This is a genomic window from Streptomyces sp. NPDC111520 (assembly GCF_055635295.1).
Map to the genome: position 1 here is coordinate 219476 of NZ_JBVKBW010000009.1, position 16131 is coordinate 235606.

General features: G+C 73.6%; 18 protein-coding genes. 10 read left to right on the plus strand and 8 right to left on the minus strand.

The window, feature by feature from the left end; all coding sequences use genetic code 11:
• Positions 1 to 12 precede the first annotated feature (12 nt).
• The 3 genes from ACZ7MY_RS22830 to ACZ7MY_RS22840 are packed head-to-tail and all read right to left on the minus strand — an operon-like array spanning position 13 to position 3802.
• Positions 13 to 870, minus strand: a complete 858-nt coding sequence (locus ACZ7MY_RS22830; RefSeq protein ID WP_499604169.1) for an FAD binding domain-containing protein — start codon at positions 868 to 870, stop codon at positions 13 to 15.
• Positions 867 to 3263, minus strand: coding sequence for a xanthine dehydrogenase family protein molybdopterin-binding subunit (locus ACZ7MY_RS22835; protein WP_499604171.1), 2397 nt, complete (start codon positions 3261 to 3263; stop codon positions 867 to 869). Before ACZ7MY_RS22835 ends, ACZ7MY_RS22830 begins: the two co-directional genes overlap by 4 nt.
• Entirely contained in the window at positions 3260 to 3802 is a 543-nt protein-coding gene (locus tag ACZ7MY_RS22840; protein ID WP_499604173.1) for a (2Fe-2S)-binding protein, read from the minus strand. The genes ACZ7MY_RS22835 and ACZ7MY_RS22840 overlap by 4 nt, the downstream gene beginning before the upstream one ends.
• A 147-nt stretch (positions 3803 to 3949) precedes the next feature.
• On the opposite strand from ACZ7MY_RS22840, the gene abmR reads away from it, so the two are divergent.
• The 3 genes from abmR to ACZ7MY_RS22855 all read left to right on the plus strand — a co-directional run bounded on the left by abmR (position 3950) and on the right by ACZ7MY_RS22855 (position 5976).
• Positions 3950 to 4495: an ATP-binding transcription factor AbmR gene (abmR, locus tag ACZ7MY_RS22845; RefSeq protein ID WP_499604175.1), complete on the plus strand. Its 546-nt coding sequence runs from the start codon at positions 3950 to 3952 to the stop codon at positions 4493 to 4495.
• A gap of 222 nt (positions 4496 to 4717) precedes the next feature.
• Positions 4718 to 5446 carry a hypothetical protein gene (locus ACZ7MY_RS22850; protein WP_499604176.1) on the plus strand — a complete coding sequence of 243 codons (729 nt, stop codon included), beginning with the start codon at positions 4718 to 4720 and terminating at the stop codon, positions 5444 to 5446.
• On the plus strand, positions 5443 to 5976 hold the full coding sequence (locus ACZ7MY_RS22855; protein ID WP_499604177.1) for a SixA phosphatase family protein: 534 nt from the start codon (positions 5443 to 5445) through the stop codon (positions 5974 to 5976). The genes ACZ7MY_RS22850 and ACZ7MY_RS22855 overlap by 4 nt, the downstream gene beginning before the upstream one ends.
• 335 nt (positions 5977 to 6311) lie before the next feature.
• Here ACZ7MY_RS22855 and ACZ7MY_RS22860 read toward each other — a convergent pair whose 3' ends face one another.
• Positions 6312 to 6923, minus strand: coding sequence for a TetR/AcrR family transcriptional regulator (locus ACZ7MY_RS22860; RefSeq protein ID WP_499604179.1), 612 nt, complete (start codon positions 6921 to 6923; stop codon positions 6312 to 6314).
• A gap of 149 nt (positions 6924 to 7072) precedes the next feature.
• On the opposite strand from ACZ7MY_RS22860, the gene ACZ7MY_RS22865 reads away from it, so the two are divergent.
• The 4 genes from ACZ7MY_RS22865 (at position 7073) to ACZ7MY_RS22880 (ending at position 10561) form a co-directional block, all read left to right on the plus strand.
• On the plus strand, positions 7073 to 7990 hold the full coding sequence (locus ACZ7MY_RS22865) for an ABC transporter permease (RefSeq protein WP_499604180.1): 918 nt from the start codon (positions 7073 to 7075) through the stop codon (positions 7988 to 7990).
• Positions 7983 to 8753, plus strand: a complete 771-nt coding sequence (locus ACZ7MY_RS22870) for an ABC transporter ATP-binding protein (protein WP_499604182.1) — start codon at positions 7983 to 7985, stop codon at positions 8751 to 8753. Before ACZ7MY_RS22865 ends, ACZ7MY_RS22870 begins: the two co-directional genes overlap by 8 nt.
• 95 nt (positions 8754 to 8848) lie before the next feature.
• The gene (locus ACZ7MY_RS22875; protein ID WP_499604184.1) at positions 8849 to 9640 is read left to right on the plus strand and encodes a VOC family protein; all 792 of its coding nucleotides are present in this window, start codon (positions 8849 to 8851) and stop codon (positions 9638 to 9640) included.
• Positions 9641 to 9766: 126 nt separating this feature from the next.
• On the plus strand, positions 9767 to 10561 hold the full coding sequence (locus ACZ7MY_RS22880; RefSeq protein ID WP_499604185.1) for a VOC family protein: 795 nt from the start codon (positions 9767 to 9769) through the stop codon (positions 10559 to 10561).
• Positions 10562 to 10576: 15 nt separating this feature from the next.
• Here ACZ7MY_RS22880 and ACZ7MY_RS22885 read toward each other — a convergent pair whose 3' ends face one another.
• Together ACZ7MY_RS22885 and ACZ7MY_RS22890 are read right to left on the minus strand one after the other, a co-directional pair.
• The gene (locus ACZ7MY_RS22885; protein WP_499604186.1) at positions 10577 to 11488 is read right to left on the minus strand and encodes a YceI family protein; all 912 of its coding nucleotides are present in this window, start codon (positions 11486 to 11488) and stop codon (positions 10577 to 10579) included.
• Positions 11489 to 11532: 44 nt separating this feature from the next.
• Positions 11533 to 12162, minus strand: a complete 630-nt coding sequence (locus ACZ7MY_RS22890) for a TetR family transcriptional regulator (RefSeq protein WP_499604188.1) — start codon at positions 12160 to 12162, stop codon at positions 11533 to 11535.
• A gap of 158 nt (positions 12163 to 12320) precedes the next feature.
• Between ACZ7MY_RS22890 and ACZ7MY_RS22895 the strand changes: the two genes are divergently transcribed.
• Positions 12321 to 12476 (plus strand): hypothetical protein, encoded by a 156-nt coding sequence (locus ACZ7MY_RS22895; protein WP_499604190.1) that lies wholly within the window; start codon positions 12321 to 12323, stop codon positions 12474 to 12476.
• Between the two features lie 29 nt (positions 12477 to 12505).
• Positions 12506 to 12802, plus strand: a complete 297-nt coding sequence (locus ACZ7MY_RS22900) for a DUF4190 domain-containing protein (protein ID WP_499604191.1) — start codon at positions 12506 to 12508, stop codon at positions 12800 to 12802.
• Between the two features lie 9 nt (positions 12803 to 12811).
• Here the strand turns inward: ACZ7MY_RS22900 and ACZ7MY_RS22905 are convergent, their stop codons facing one another.
• The gene (locus ACZ7MY_RS22905) at positions 12812 to 13693 is read right to left on the minus strand and encodes a helix-turn-helix transcriptional regulator (protein WP_499604192.1); all 882 of its coding nucleotides are present in this window, start codon (positions 13691 to 13693) and stop codon (positions 12812 to 12814) included.
• A 168-nt stretch (positions 13694 to 13861) separates the two neighbouring features.
• Between ACZ7MY_RS22905 and ACZ7MY_RS22910 the strand changes: the two genes are divergently transcribed.
• Positions 13862 to 14623 (plus strand): SDR family oxidoreductase, encoded by a 762-nt coding sequence (locus ACZ7MY_RS22910; protein ID WP_499604194.1) that lies wholly within the window; start codon positions 13862 to 13864, stop codon positions 14621 to 14623.
• A 16-nt stretch (positions 14624 to 14639) separates the two neighbouring features.
• Here the strand turns inward: ACZ7MY_RS22910 and ACZ7MY_RS22915 are convergent, their stop codons facing one another.
• Positions 14640 to 16088 carry a helix-turn-helix domain-containing protein gene (locus ACZ7MY_RS22915; protein ID WP_499604195.1) on the minus strand — a complete coding sequence of 483 codons (1449 nt, stop codon included), beginning with the start codon at positions 16086 to 16088 and terminating at the stop codon, positions 14640 to 14642.
• Between the last annotated feature and the right edge of the window lie 43 nt (positions 16089 to 16131).

A 16131-nucleotide genomic window follows, 5' to 3' on the forward strand; every position in this document is an offset into this window, starting at 1 on the left:
TGCGTCCGCTCCTCATGTCAGCTCCGCGGCGGCGAGGACCGCCCTGCGGGTGAGCACCCGCGCCAGGTGCTCCCGGTACTCGGCGGACGCCGACAGGTCGGACCCGGGCCGGGTGCCCTCCGCGGCGCTGCCGGCGGCCGAGGCCACCGCCTCCGGGGCGGCGTCGGCGCCCGCGAGCGCGGCCTCGCAGGCGGTGGCGCGCACCGGGGTGGGCCCCATGTTCGACAGCCCGACACGGCACTCGACGATGTGGCCGTCGTCGCGCCGCACCAGCGCCGCCACCCCCACCACGGCCCATGCCTGGGCGCTCAGTTGGAACTTCTCGTAGTGGAAGCCCCAGGCGTCCGCCTTGGGTACCCGCACCTCCACCAGCAGTTCGTCGGGCCGCAGCGCCGTCTGCAGGTAGTCGGTGAAGAACTCCCGCGCCGGGAGGGTCCGTTGCCCGTCCGGACCCTGGACGACCAGTTCGGCGTCGAGGGCGAGGACGGCCGCGGGCACGTCCCCGGCCGGGTCGGCGTGGGCGATGGAGCCGCCGATCGTGCCCCGGTGGCGTACCGCCGGATCGGCCACCGTGGCCGTGGCGGCGGCCAGCAGCCCGGCGTGCCGCCGCACCAGGGGGTCGTGCACGATGTCGTGGTGCGAGGTCAGGGCGCCGATGACGAGGTCGTCCCCGTCGACCCGCACCCCGCGCAGGCCGGGAATCCGGCCGACGTCCACGAGCAGTTCGGGGAAGGCGAGCCGCATCCGCAGGATCGGCAGCAGGCTCTGACCGCCCGCCAGCACCTTCGCGTCCTCCCCGGCGAGGGCGAGCTGCCGCACCGCCTCCTCCACGGTGCGGGGCCTGGCGTACTCGAACGACGCGGGGATCATGAGCCGTCCTCCTCCGGCCGTGCGGAGCGCCGCGCGTCCCGCAGGGCCCGCCAGATCCGTTCCGGCGTGCACGGCATCGGCACGTCCGTGACGCCCAGCGGCCGCAGGGCGTCGACCACGGCGTTGACCACCGCGGGGGTCGAGGCGATCGTCCCGGCCTCGCCGACGCCCTTGACGCCCAGCGGGTTGGTGGTCGCCGGCGTCTCGGTGCGGTCGGTCAGGAAGTCGGGCAGGTCGGCCGCGCAGGGCACCAGGTAGTCGGCCATGGTGCCGGAGACCAGGTTGCCCTCATCGTCGTAGACCGCCTCCTCGAACAGGGCCTGGGCGATGCCCTGGGCGAGGCCGCCGTGCACCTGACCCTCCACGATCATCGGGTTGACGACCTTGCCGACGTCGTCCACGCACACGTAACTGCGGATGCGCGCCCGCCCGGTCTCGGTGTCCACCTCCACCGCGCACAGGTGCGTGCCGTGCGGGTAGGAGAAGGCCTCGGGGTCCTCCACGTGCTCCGCGTTGATCGTCGGCTCCAGCCCGTCGGGCAGGTCGTGCGAGGTGAACGTCGCGAAGGCCACCTCCTGGATCGTCCGGCGCGCGTCCGGCGAGCCCTTCACCGAGAAGACGCCGCCGGCGAAATCCAGGTCGTCCTCGCTCGCCTCCAGCAGGTGCGCGGCGACCTTGCGGGCCTTGTCGACCACCTTCCGCGCGGCGCGGTGCACGGCCACCCCGCCGACGACCAGCGAGCGCGAGCCGTAGGTGTCCATGCCCTGCGGCACCGTGCGGGTGTCGCCGTGCAGCACCTCGACGTCCTCGAAGGGCACGCCCAGCACGTCCGCCGCGATCTGGCTCCAGCTCGTCACATGGCCCTGCCCGTGCGGGCTGGTGCCGGTCAGCACCTCCACCTTGCCCGTCGGCAGCATGCGGATCGACGCCGCCTCCCAGCCGCCCGCGCCGTAGCGCAGGTCGCGCAGGATCCGGCTGGGCGCGAGCCCGCACATCTCCGTGTACGTCGACACGCCGATGCCCAGCCGCACCGGGTCGCCGCGCTCCTCGCGCCTGCGCTGCTCGGCCCGCAGGTCGTCGTAGCCGAAGAGGGCGAGCGCCTTGTCCGTCGCCGACTCGTAGTCCCCGCTGTCGTAGGTGAGGCCGCCGATGGTGGTGTAGGGGAACTCGTCGTGGCCGATCCAGTTGCGGCGGCGCACCTCCACCGGGTCCACGCCGAGTTCGGCGGCGAGTTCGTCCATCATGCGCTCGATCGCGAACGTCGCCTCGGGGCGGCCCGCGCCGCGGTACGCGTCGGTGGGGGTCTTGGTGGTGAAGACGCCCGTGCAGGTGAAGTCGTAGGCGTCCATCTTGTAGATGCCGGGGAACATGAACGCCCCGAGCAGCGGGACGCCCGGCGTCACGATCATCAGGTACGCGCCCATGTCGGCGAGCAGTTCCACCTTCAGGCCCAGCAGTCTGCCGTCGCGCGTCGCGGCGAGTTCGAGGTCCTGGATCTGGTCGCGTCCGTGGTGGGTGGCCAGGTACCCCTCCGAACGGGACTCCGTCCACTTGACCGGGCGGCCCAGCATCCGGGCGACGGCCAGGCCGATCGCCTCCTCGCCGTAGACCTGGAGCTTGGAGCCGAAGCCGCCGCCGACGTCCGGCGCGACGACCCGCAGCCGCTGCTCCGGGATGCCGGTGACGACGGCCATCATCACCCGCACGATGTGCGGGATCTGCGTCGCGGAGTAGAGGGTGTACTGGTCCGAGGTGTCCGGCGGGACCGCCACGACGGCCCGCGGCTCCATGGCGTTGGGGATGAGCCGCTGCTGCACGAAGCGCCGGCGCAGCACCACGTCGGCCCGCTCGCGCACGGTGGCGTAGTCCTCGCCGGTGGCCAGCGGCCAGGTGTAGCAGCGGTTGGTGCCCTTGTCGGCGTGGACCAGCGGGGCGCCCTCGGCGAGCGCCGCCTCCATGTCGAGGACCGGGGGCAGCGGCTCGTAGTCGACGTCGATCGCCTCCAGCGCGTCGGCCGCCGCGTAGCGGTCGCGGGCCACGACGACCGCGACCGGGTCGCCGGTGTGGCGGACCTCGTCGACGGCGACCGGCGGGTGCTCGGGCAGCACGATGTCCTCGGTGACGGGCCAGGCGCAGGGCAGCGACCCGAGCCCCTCGGCCAGGTCGCGGCCGCTGTAGGCGGCGACGACCCCCGGCCGTTCGAGGGCCGGGGTGACGTCGATCCGCTCGATGCGGGCGTGCGCCATCGGGCTGCGCAGGATCGCGATGTGCAGCAGCCCCGGGACGCTGATGTTGTCGGTCCAGGTCGTCCGGCCGGTCACCAGCCGGGCGTCCTCCTTGCGGACGCGGGCCCGGCCGACCTCGGGTTCGCGTCCGGTCAGTTGGTCGGTCATACCGGCGCCCCGCTCCCGGCCGGGCTCGGCGCGGCGTGCTCGGCCACGGCGCCGGGCTCCGGCGCCTGGTGGCGGCGTTCCTCGGCGGCGGCCGCCAGCACGGCGCGCACGATGTTCATGTAACCCGTGCAGCGGCACAGGTTGCCCTCCAGACCCTCGCGGACCTCCTCGGGCGTGGGGTCGGGGTTCTCCCGCAGCAGGTCGCGGGCGGCCATGATCATGCCGGGCGTGCAGAAGCCGCACTGCAGCGCGTGCTGCTCGTGGAACGCCCGCTGCAGGGGGTGCCACTCGCCGTCGGCGGAGGCCAGCCCCTGGATCGTCGTCACCTCGCCGCCGTCGGCCTGTACGGCGAGCACGGAACAGCTCTTCACGCTCGCGCCGTCGAGGTCCACCGTGCAGGCGCCGCAGTTCGTGGTGTCGCACCCGATGGGGGTACCGGTCAGGCCGAGCCGGTCCCGCAGGTAATGGACGAGCAGGAGGCGGGGCTCCACCTCGTCCTCGTAGGCCGTGCCGTCCACCTTCACCGAGATGCGGGTCATGAGGCCTCCCAGAGGCGCCGCGTGGCGATTCCCCCGTTCTGCTCCGATACGCGCAACTGTAAGTCGCGCCCGGGGACAACGCGACGCCTCGGACGCGAGTTCCACGGGCCTCTTGTGCTCGGATATCCGAGGCGTAATGTTGATTACATGATTACGAGCGAACAGATGGAAGCAGTGCGTGGCTGGCTTGCCGGGCGGCTCCCCGACGGACTGTTCGAGGCGCTCGTGGAGGTGACGGTCGACCGCGAGGAGATCACCGTCGTCGGCCGCATCCCCGCACCGGAGGTCGACGCCGGCGCGTCACCCGTCGAACGCGAGGCCGCGCTCGACGGACGCGTCGCCGAGTTCCGGGAGCGCACCCGCGAGGACCGTGTCGCCGTCGCCCGCGAGGCCGAACACCGCTTCGGGCGCAAGGTCTCCTGGGGCGTGGAGTGCGGCGGGCGCCGGGCCCTGTACACCACCGTCTCCGTCCCCGTCATGACCCGGCTCCGCCAGCCCGAGCGCCAGGTCCTCGACACCCTCGTCGGGGGCGGCGTCGCCCGCAGCCGCAGCGAGGCCCTCGCCTGGTGCGTGCGCCTCGTCCGCGCCAACACCGACCCCTGGCTCGGGGACCTGCGCGACTCCCTGGAGCAGGTCCAGCGCGTCCGCGCCCAGGGCCCGGACCGCGCCGCGCTGCCCGCCGAGGACGACTGACCGCCCGGCCCCGGCGAAGCGGCGTGCGACGCGGGGCCCGAGGCCGGCCGCGGGCCCGCCGGGGACCCGAGTGCCCCGAAGGGTGGTGCCCCGGTGGGTGGTTCGGGCGCCGGGGAGGGCGGGCGGCCGCGTCGTCCTCCACGCAGCCGGAACGCCGTGGGAGAGCCCGTCACCCGGCAGGGGCACCTGCGCCCGTGGGCCGTACGGGTTAGATTCAAAGGCGTGCTGCGCATCGTGGACGGCAGGAGCGGGGAGCCCGTGGAACTCGACCCGGGGCGGCGCGTGCCGCTGCGGGTGCTGGCGCACACCGGCGCCGCGGGCGGGAGGACGACGGCGCTGCGGGTGCTGCTGGTGGCGGACGTGCTGGCCCGCGCCGTGGAGACGCACGGCGGGCAGGTGCTGGTCGCCTCGGTCGGCCCGGCCGACCCCGCACTGGACGCCGCCGCCGCGGCGCTGGGCATCGGGCCCCGCGCGGCGCGCGGGGACGACGTCCGCGCGGCGGAGGCGGCGCTCGCGGGCCCGGCCCGGGTGCACGTCGCCCCGACGGGCACCGGGACCGGCGGCCTCCGTCTCGACGTCGCGCAGGTTCACCCGGACGAAGTAGCCGCGCCCGGCCCCGCCGTACGTCTCGCCTTGCTCCGGCTCGACCGCAGGGCGCCCGCGGACCTGTCCGCGCCGGTACTCGACGGGGCCGACGCCGGTCTGCGGCGGTGGCGCGGCGCGGTGGCCCGCTGGGCCGAGTCGCCGTCGAAGCCGATGTGCGCCCAGTACGTCGAACGCCTCCAGGCCGCCCTGGACGCGGACCTCGACACCGCCGCCCACCTGGCCGTCCTCGACCGGCTGGAGGAGGAGGCCGCCCTGCCCGACGGCTCCCGCTTCGAGACGTTCGCCCGGGCGGACCGGGTGCTGGCCCTGGAGCTGAGCGCCGAGGTCGGCGGGGTGCGGTCGTGAAGCGACGCGCGGAGGCCGGTCCGCGACGCCTCGTCGTGCTGCGGCACGCCAAGTCCGCCTGGCCCCCGGACGTCCCGGACCACGACCGCCCGCTCGGCCCCCGCGGCCGCCGCGACGCCCCTGCCGTCGGCCGCTGGCTGCGGGAGAACGGACACACCCCCGACCTGGTGATCTGCTCGACCTCCCGGCGCACCCAGGAGACCTGGGAACTCGCCGCCGCGGCCCTGGGCGCCAAGCCGTCCGTGCCCGTGCGCCTGGACGAGCGGGTCTACGCCGCCACCGCCCGCGCCCTGCTCGACGTCCTGCGCGAGGCCCCCGAGGACGCCGGGTCCCTCGTGCTGGTCGGCCACAACCCGGGGGTCCAGGACCTCGTCCTGCGCCTGACGGGCCAGGCCCGCGCCGACGCCCTGCTGCGAGCCGCCGACAAGTTCCCGACGTCCGCCCTGGCCGTCCTCACCTGGTCCGAGCCGTGGTCCGCCCTAGCCCCGGAACGCGCCCGCCTCGAGGACTTCGCCGTCCCTCGCGGCTGATCCCCGGAGGCTGCGGGGGAGGGGCTTGCGGCCCGTCCGGCTGCTTCGCCCGCCGTGTGACGGGGGCAACGTGCTGCGGCGGCGGTGGCGTGGCAACCGCATCCGCGCGGGTCACCCCAGCCCGGGGTCCGCGTGCGCGGCGACGGCTGTCTCGGGCCGCGGGTGTCCCGGCTGGCGGGCCCGGCTCGCGTGGCCTCCCTCCACCGCCCGGCTCGCGGTGCGCAGGTGAAGCGTCGTGGCGCCGCTCCGGCGGGTCGGCGGTGTGCCGGGGGCGTACTGCCCGCGCTGCCGGACGTGCCACCGGCGCCGTGGTGTCGACCAGCCGGGCCCCGTCCCTACGCCGAGGCCGCCAGCGCGGCGGTCGTCGCGACCGCGAGGCGGTCGAGGTAGCGGGGGGTGAGGGGGGAGCGGAGGACCGCGAGGCGCCAGTAGAGGGGGCCGGCGATGAGGTCGAGGGCGAGGTCGCGGTCCGTGCCGGCGGGCAGCTCGCCGCGCTCGACGGCGGCGTCGACGATGGCGGTGGCGATGCCACGCTGGGTGTCGCGCAGCGCGGTCTGCAGCGTCGCGGCGATCTCGGGGTTGCGGGAGGCCTCCGCCAGCAGGTCGGGGATGATCTGCGAGGCGACGGGGTGCCGCAGCGCCCGCGCCGTCACCTCCAGCAGCATCCGGATGTCGCCCAGCAGGCTGCCCGTGGCGGGCGCCGGGACGCCGACGGCCGCGACGGCGGACACCACGTCGAGGACGAGCGGCAGCTTGGAGCGCCAGCGCCGGTAGACCGCGGCCTTGCCGACGCCCGCGCGGCGTGCGATGCCCTCGATGGACATCCGCCCGTACCCGACAGCGGCGAGCTCCTCGAAGACGGCCGCCCGGATCGCCTCGGTGACATCGTCTCGGAGCACTGCCGCCCCGGCGGGGGCGCGTCGTGGGGGTGCGGTGTCCGGTGCCATGTCCGGCAGCCTACGCGACGACGGGACGGAACGGTTGCGTTCCAGCGCCCGTGTGGTCTAACGTCCTGGTAACGACGATACGGTTTCGTTCCGTCCGCGCACAAACGGCCCCCCTCGCGCATCACCCCCCGAACGGAAGCGCCCCCCTCGTGAGCCTTGACATCGAGTCCTCCTCAGCGGCGCCCGCGCCGCCCGGCGCCCCGGCGCCGTCCCCCGCAGAACTGGCGGCCAAGCACGGCCTCACGGTCAGCGGGGCCCGTCCCGGGCTGGGCGCCTACGTGCGGCAGCTGTGGGGACGCCGGCACTTCATCACCTCGTACGCCACCGCCCGTGTGTCGGCCCAGTACACGCGTGCGCGCCTGGGGCAACTGTGGCAGGTGCTGACCCCGCTGCTCAACGCGGCAGTGTACTACTTGATCTTCGGCCTGCTGCTGGGCACCGACCGCGGCGTCGACAACTACATCGCGTTCCTGGTCACCGGCATCTTCGTCTACACCTTCACCCAGTCCTCGGTGATGGCCGGCGTCCGTGCGATCTCCGGCAACCTCGGCCTGGTGCGGGCCCTGCACTTCCCCCGGGCCAGCCTGCCGATCGCGCAGACGATCATGCAGCTGCAGCAGCTGCTGATGTCCATGCTCGTGCTCGTCGCCATCGTGCTCATGACCGGCGAGGTGCCGGGGCCGTCCTGGCTGCTGGTGTTCCCGGCGCTCCTGTTGCAGTCGGTCTTCAACGCGGGGCTGGCGCTGGTGATGGCGCGGCTCGGCAGCAAGATGACCGACCTCGCGCAGCTGATGCCGTTCATCCTGCGCACCTGGATGTACACCTCCGGCGTCATGTACAGCATCAGCCACGTGGCGGCGCACGCGCCGCAGGCCGTGAAGATCCTGCTCGGACTGAACCCGGCGGCGGTCTACATCGACCTGATGCGCTTCGCGCTGATCGACAGCTTCACCTCCGAGCAGCTGCCGCCCCACGTGTGGGCGGTCGCCCTGGGCTGGGCCCTGGTCATGGGCATCGGGGGCTTCGTCTGGTTCTGGAAGGCTGAGGAGAGGTACGGCCGTGGCTGAGCACATCCCCACCGTGATCGTGGACGACCTGCACATCGTGTACCGGGTGCACGGCGCGGGCGCCGGCCGCGGCACCGCGGTCAACGCCCTGACGCGGCTGGTCCGCCGCAAGGGCGGCAACCCGAACGTCCGCGAGGTGCACGCCGTGCGCGGCGTGAGCTTCACCGCCTACCGCGGCGAGTCCATCGGGCTCATCGGCTCCAACGGCTCGGGCAAGTCCACCCTGCTCAAGGCCGTCGCGGGGCTGCTGCCCGCGGAGAGCGGCAAGGTGTACACCCAGGGGCAGCCCTCGCTGCTCGGCGTGAACGCCGCCCTGATGAACGACCTGACCGGCGAGCGCAACGTCATGCTGGGCGGCCTCGCGATGGGCATGTCGCAGGACGAGGTCAAGGAGCGCTACGAGCAGATCGTCGAGTTCTCCGGGATCAACGAGAAGGGGGACTTCATCTCCCTCCCGATGCGCACCTACTCCTCCGGCATGGCGGCCCGGTTGCGCTTCTCGATCGCCGCGGCCAGGAGCCACGACGTCCTCATGATCGACGAGGCGCTGGCGACCGGTGACAACCGGTTCCGCAAGCGCTCGGAGGCGCGGATCCGCGAGCTGCGCAAGGAGGCCGGCACCGTCTTCCTGGTCAGCCACAACAACAAGTCGATCCGCGACACCTGCGACCGCGCCATCTGGCTGGAGCACGGCACGCTGCGGATGGACGGCCCGACGGACGAGGTGCTCAAGGCCTACGACGCGTTCACCCAGGGGAAGTGACGCCGCCCGGCGCGAGCCGGGCACCGGTGCCAGACTGAGGACGGACACCGGGACCACGGCAGCACCGGGCACGCACGCAGGCCAAGGAGACCGCCATGCTCACCACCCAGTACGTCAACGGCGCCCCGAACTGGATCGACCTGGGCAGCCCGGACCCCGGGGCGGCGGTCTCCTTCTACACCGGGCTCTTCTCCTGGGACGCGCAGCCCCTCGGGCCCGAGGCCGGCGGCTACGGCTTCTTCCGCCTCGGCGGGAAGACCGTGGCCGCCTTCGGTCCGCTCAGCGAGGAGGGCGTGCGGTCCTCCTGGACGCTGTACTTCCAGACCGCCGACGCCGACGCCACCGCCAAGGCGGTCGAGCAGGCGGGCGGGACGGTGCGCCTCCCGCCCTTCGACGTCTTCACCAACGGCCGGATGGCCGGCTTCACCGACCCCGGGGGAGCGGAGTTCGCCGTGTGGCAGCCCCGCGACACCAAGGGACTCGACGTGGTCACCGAGCCGGGCAGCTTCGGGTGGGCGGAGCTGTACGCGCCCGACGCGGCCGCCGCCGGCGCCTTCTACGGCGCGGTCCTCGAATGGCAGGCGCAGGACGTGCCGCTCGGCACGACCCGCTACAGCGTGCTGTCCACCTCCGGCGGAGGCCGGGAGGCGTCCCTGGGCGGGATCGTGGAGATCACCGACGCGATGAGGGACGCCGGTGTCACCCCGCACTGGCTGCCCTACTTCGAGGTCGAGGACGCCGACGCGGTGGTCGCCAAGGCCGCGCAGCTCGGCGGGAAGGTCGTCAAGGCACCCCAGCACGCCGAGGGCGTCGGGCGCTTCGCGCACCTCGCGGACCCCTTCGGCGCGCTGTTCGCGGTCATCACCAGCCAGCCGCAGCGGAGCTGACGGCGCGGCAGGAGCCGGCGACAGGGCGGCGACGGGGGCGGCGACGGGGCGGTACGGGGCCACTGTCAGTGCCCGCTGCAAGACTGGGAGCGACCAGGGCACAGCACCCCGTCGAAGGAGCACACCATGCTCAACACCAACTACGTACCCGGCGCGCCCAACTGGCTCGACCTGGGCACCCCCGACGTCGAGGCCTCGGCGGCCTACTACCGCGAGGTCTTCGGCTGGGACTTCCGGTCGGCCGGACCTGAAGCGGGCGGCTACGGGATGTTCCGGATCGGCGACCGCACCGTCGCCGGCATCGGACCGAACAACGAACCCGGCGCCACCGCCGCGGCCTGGGAGCCGTTCTTCCAGACGGCCGACGCCGACGCCACCACCAAGTCCGTCGAACAGGCCGGCGGAGCCGTGCGGTTCCCCGCCATGGACGTCTTCGACCTCGGGCGGATGGCGGCCTACGCCGACCCGACCGGGGCCCGGTTCTGCGTGTGGCAGCCGGGCGCCAACAAGGGCCTGGACGTCGTCGACGAGCCCGGCTCGCTGTACTGGACGGAGCTCTTCACCCCCGACGCGCCCTCGGCACTGGCCTTCTACCGCGCGGTCTTCGACTGGAGGACCGAGGACTCCCGGATGCCCGGCATGGTCTACACCCTGGTCTCCCCGGCGGGCGGCGGCGAGAGCGACGCCCACGGCGGCGTCATGCAGCTCGACGAGGAGATGCTCGCCGCGGGCGCCGGCGCGCACTGGCTGCCGTACTTCGCCGTCGCCGACTGCGACGCGACGCTGGCCAAGGCCGTCGCGGCGGGCGGCACGGTGCGCCTACCCGCGGTGGACGTGCCGGAGGTCGGGCGCTTCGCCCAGGTCGTCGACCCGCAGGGCGCGGCGTTCGCCGTCATCACGCCCGCGCCGACCGCGGCCTGAGGGCACGCGCGGCGGTTACTCCGGCGGTGTCGGGGTGTCGTGGCGGGAGAACATGGCCTGGACGTCGAGCTCCAGCTTTATGGTCGGGCCCACCACCGCGATACCCCGCGCCAGCATGCTCTGCCAGTTCAGGGTGTAGTCGTCGCGGTGCAGTTCGGCGGTGGCGAGGGCCGCGCAGCGCAGCTCCTCGCCGTAGCCGCCGGTGGCCATGCCCAGGTAGTCGGTGTCCAGGGTCACCGACCGGCTGACGCCGTGCATGCCGAGGTGGCCCTGGACGGCCCACCGCGAGCCGCCCTGGTGCACGAAGCGGTCGCTCGCGAAGTGGATCCAGGGGTGGGCGGCCACGTCGAGGAAGTCCGCGGAGCGCAGGTGGCCGTCCCGGGTCCGGTTGCCGGTGTTGATGCTCGCCGCGTCGATGGTGATCTCGACGTGGGAGTCCTCCATGCGCTCCGCGACGCGCATCCCGCCCGTGAAGCGGTCGAAGCGGCCGTGCACATGGGCCATGCCGACGTGCTTGGCGATGAACCGGACGGCCGTGTGCGGCGGGTCGAAGAACCAGGTGCCCGGCGGCGGCAGTTCGAGCTCCGGCGAGGGTGTCAACCGCACCGCGCCGACGGGGGACTGGAGCCCCTCCGCGATCTCCACGGTGCCCCGGTAGGGCTGCATGCCGTCCGCGCCGATCATCACGGTGTACTGCCCGGGCGGCAGGGTGGCCAGGAACGTCCCGTAGGGATCGGTGGTGGCCGTCACGCGCGGGAGGCGGGTGCGGGCTTCGGACACCGTGACCTCGGCACCGTCCAACGGCCGGCCCGAGGGGTCGAGCACCTGACAGCTGATCAGTCCCGCACCCTCGGCGATCGGTGGCAACAGCCCGGGATTCGTGCCGCCGTTGACCGTGCGATTGCGCCGAAAGAGTGCGAAAACCATGCGATCACCATAGATGGTGAATCCACGCAAGTGTCAATTCGCCCTCAGGTGTCCAGCCAGTGCCGTCGTCCCAGGTGGATCAGGTACAGCTCCTTGCGGGCCCGCTCGCCGACCCGCTCCTCGGCCGCGGTGTCGCCGGCCGGTGCCTCCATGAAGGCGATCGCCGTCATCAGCATGCGGTCGACGTACAGTTCGGCGAGCATGCGGACGTCCTCGGGCGCCCAGCCGTGCGCGACGGGCTGCGCGCCGAGCGCCTCGGCCACCTCCCGGGCGAACAGCGAGAGTTCGGTGGCGATGGCCTCGCGGACGGCCTGCACGCCGCCGTGCCGCTCGCGGGCGATGAAGCGGATGTGCGGACGGTGGTCGCGCACGTGCAGGGCGATCAGCCGGACGGAGCGGGCGATGACCTCCTCCGCGTCGTCCTGCTCGGCCATGATCGCCTGGATCATGCCGTGCAGACTGCCCAGCGACTCGGCGACCAGGGCCACCCCGAGGTCGCCCATGTCGCGGAAGTGCCGGTAGAACCCGGCGGGCGCGACGCCCACTTCGCGGGTGACCTCGCGCAGTCCCAGGCTGCTCAGGCTCTGGTTCTCCAGCAGGCGCAGGCCCGCGTCGAGGAGGGCCCGCCGGGTCTGCTGCTTCTGGGCCTCACGGGCCCCGAGGGTGTGACTCATGTCATCCAGTAAACAGCTGTTCGCCGAGTTGCGCGACAGTAGACTTCCCACTCAGTGAACAACTGTTATTTCAGTTGTTCACTGAGTCGCCGTCCGCACCCGTCGGCCGGCGTCCGCAGCCCGCAGTGCCATCCGGCAACCGAGAAAGGCACCCGCCCGTGACCCTCCTCGTCGTCCTGGTCGCCATGGGGATTCTCCTGGGCACCGTCTCGTACACCCCGATGCCCGTCTTCTTCGTCGCGGTGGGCGTGGTCGGTGCCTGGCTGCTCACGTTCTACGTCCGCGAGCGCGTCGCACATCGCCGCCACCGCTGATCCCACGTCTCCCAGGGGGGAACCCACCCATGGACTCCTACGCATCCGCCCACGAGCGCGAACTGCGCGCAGCGAAGGCCCGGTCGGGCTCGGAAGGCTCCGACGGCATGGCCGTCGCCGCGTTCGTGCTGGGCCTGGTCGGACTGCTGGCCTTCAACATCGTGCTCGGCCCCTTCGCCCTGATCCTCGGCGGCGTCGCGCTCGTCCGGGGCACCCGGCGTCCCGTACGGGCGATCGCCGGTCTGGTGCTCGGCGCGGCCGACCTGATGGTGCTGGTCGTGCTCATCACCATGAACCGCGGCTTCATCTGGCCCTTCGGCCTCTGACCGCGCGGGTCAGGGACGTCGGGGCGCCTTCCCGCGGGGGGTGCCCTTCGGCCCGTCGGGCGCCGGGGCGTCGGACCCGGCGGGTGAGAGCGCGGCGAGGAGCCGCAGCTTCTCGTCGCTGTCGCTGCCCTTGTCGGGGTAGTAGAGGACGAGGATGACGTCGTCGACGGCGAGTTTGTCGCGGTGGAGGCGCAGTTCGCCGACGACGGGGTGGTTCACCGTGGTCGTGCCGCCGTCCAGCGTGCGGACGTCGTGCCGGGCCCACAGGGTGCGGAACCGCTGACTGGACAGCGCGAGCTCCCCGACCAGCTCGACGAACCGGGGGTCGTCGGTGTCGTCCCCGATGGTCGTGCGCAAGGTGGCCACGAAATCGGCGGTGGCGCTCGTCCAGTCCTGCTGGAAGGCCTGCTCCTCGGGATCGAGGAGGAGGGAACGAAGCCGGTTCTCGCCCGGCCGCAGACGGGGGGAGAGCGCGACCGCCATCGGGTTGGAGGCCAGCACGTCGAACGCGCGCCCCTCCACGAACGCGGGGATCTGCAGGTGCGCGAGCAACTCGTGCACCCGCCGCGGTACGTGCTCGGGCCGCCTGCGGCGCGGCGCCCTCGGGCGTGCCGCCGTCAGGCCGAGCAGATAGGCGCGCTCGACGTCGTCGAGCCGCAGCACCCGTGCGAGCGCCTCGAGGACCTGCGGCGAGGGGTTCTTGTCCCGGCCCCGCTCCAGGCGCAGGTAGTAGTCCGGGCTGATCCCGGCGAGCAGGGCGACCTCCTCACGGCGCAGGCCGGGCACGCGCCGGTTGCCGCCGGGCGGGAGGCCCGCCTGGGCCGGGGAGACCAGCTCGCGCCGGGCGCGGAGGTAGCCGCCGAGCCGGTTGCCGGATTCCTCGTCGTTCATACCGCCACCGTAATGCGGTCCGCGCGCCGCGAAGGGGGCCCTGGCAGGACCAGGGAGGACGGGGGCTCTGCCGGGTCCGGCGGACACGTTCGAGACTTCGGAACCGGCAACACCGTCCGCGCCGCGGGTTCGAACCCCCTCGGCGCCCCGATCCGAAGGGAAGATCTCGTGGATCTCTCCAACCGCACCGTCCTCGTCGTCGGCGGAACCTCGGGAATCGGCCGGGAGCTGGCCCGCCGGTTCGCCGCGGCCGGCAGCACCGTGGCCGTCGCCGGCCGCAGCACCCGGGCCCTCGCGGAACTCGCCGGAGAGGGCTTCGGCACCTTCGCCGTCGACGTCACCGACGGCTCCTCCGTCGCCTCCCTCCGTGACGCGGTCCTCGCCCGCCACCCCGGGCTGGACACCGTCGTCGTCACGTCGGGCGTCATGCTCGTCGAGGACCTGCGCGATCCCGCGCACTTCGAGACCGCACGGACGACGATCGACACCAACCTGCTCGGCACCATCCGTGTCGTCGACGCCTTCACCCCGCACCTGGTCCGGCGGGGCGAGGGCACCTTCGTCACCGTCACCTCCGGCATCGCCTTCCTGCCGTTCCCGCCCATGCCCAGCTACGCCGCGTCGAAGGCCGCCGTGCACGCCTACTCCGAGGCACTGCGCGCGCAGCTCGACGGCACCGGTGTCGACGTCGCCGAACTCGTCCCCCCGGCCGTCGCCACGGCCGGCCAGGAGAAGGTGAACCCGCACGCGCTGCCGCTCGACGACTTCGCCACCGAGGTCGTGCAGCTGCTCTCGCAGGACCCCACCCCCCGCGAAGTCCTCGTGAAGGGCGTCCTGACGCACCGCTGGGCCGAGCGCGACGGCACCTACGACGGGCTCGTCGCACAGCGCTCCAAGGCCCTGTCCATGCTCCCCGGCCGCGCGGGCTGACCCCCTTGCCGCGGTGCTAGTTCAGGGTCCAGCCGGAAGGGGACCAGTAGCCGTACTCGGGACGGCCCTTGACGCCGCTGGTGCGGAAGGGGCGTCCGCCGTCGTCGAGCCGGACGGTGCCCGAGCGGCCGCCGGCGCTCCACTCCAGTTCCAGGAACCAGTCGCAGTCGCAGCGCACCGTGCGGGCGTGCACCCGGAGCACGAGCGGGTCCCGGTCGGAGACCTGGTAGGGCAGCCGGACGACGGGGATGGTGTGCTCGCTGTCGTTGCCGTCCCGCGGTTGCGGCTGCGGGCGGGCGGCGTCGAGGTCCACCGCGTACTCGGCGGGCGACAGCGCCCCTCCGCAGCCGTTGTCCATCGAGTACGTGGACCAGCGCAGCGGGCTCCGGCGGTCGACGACGCGGATGTGCAGGGCCTGCACCACCACAGGTGCCGCGCCCTTCCCGCGGATCGTGGCCTCGACGACGGTCGTGGCGCCGTGCACGGCGCCCAGGGCACCGGCCCAGGCGCGCGCGTCCTGGGAGACCGGCGGGGGAGGGACGTCCGCGGGTGGCCGGTCGATGAGGTAGCGGTGGCTGCAGCCGTTCTCCCAGACGTGCGAGCGCACGCTCCAGACCAGTGGCTGTGCCGGCACCGGGGCGCGGGGGGTGGTGCCCGCGCCGCCGGGTGGACGCGGAACGGCCTTCGAGCCCGTCACCCCCGGCTCGGTGGACGGCGCCCGCCGCGAGGGGGACGTGCCCGGCGACGCCGGGGCCGTGCCCGTGACGCCCGGCGAGGGAGAGGCGCCCACCGCGTCGCCGGAGCGCGTGGAGGGCGAGGAGGCGGCACGGGCCGGCGGGTCCTCGCCGCCGGTGCCGTCGGTCATCGCCAGCGCGGCGCCGGTGAGCACCAGCGCGGCCACAGATCCGGCGACGGCGGGCCGGGACAAGCGGCGGCGCCAGGAACGCGGCCGCCGCGGTGCCGGGACGGTGCCGATCGGCTCGAGTTCCCCGGCGGGCGGCTGCGGTGCCGTCCCGGGAGCAGGGCCCGGAGCCGTCCCAGGTGCCGCCTCCGGAGCCGCGTCAACCTCCGGCGCCAGGTCGTCGCGCGCGGGCGCGTTCCCGTCGGGGGCCGATTTCGTGCCGCCGTCCGGCTCGCCTTCCCCGGAGCCGTCGCCGCCGCCCTGTTCACGCCGCTCCGCCGCCCCCGCGGCGCCGCCGCGGTTGCCCACCCGGCGGACCGCGTCCGCGAGCACCCAGCGGCGGTGCAGCTCGACCAATTCGTCCGGTCCCGCGCCGCACAGCCGCGCCAGACGCTCCACGACCGCGTAGTCGGCCGGCACCGCGTCACCGTTGCAATAGCGGTGCAGGGTCGACGTGCTGACGTGCAACCGGGTCGCGAGTTGCCCGTAGCTCAGCCCCGAACGGCCCTTCAGCTCCCGTAAGTTCCGGGCGAAGTGCTCACTGCCCGCCGCCGTACCACCCATGTCCCGCGCCCCCGACGCCTTCCCGTGTCCCGGCCGCCCGTTC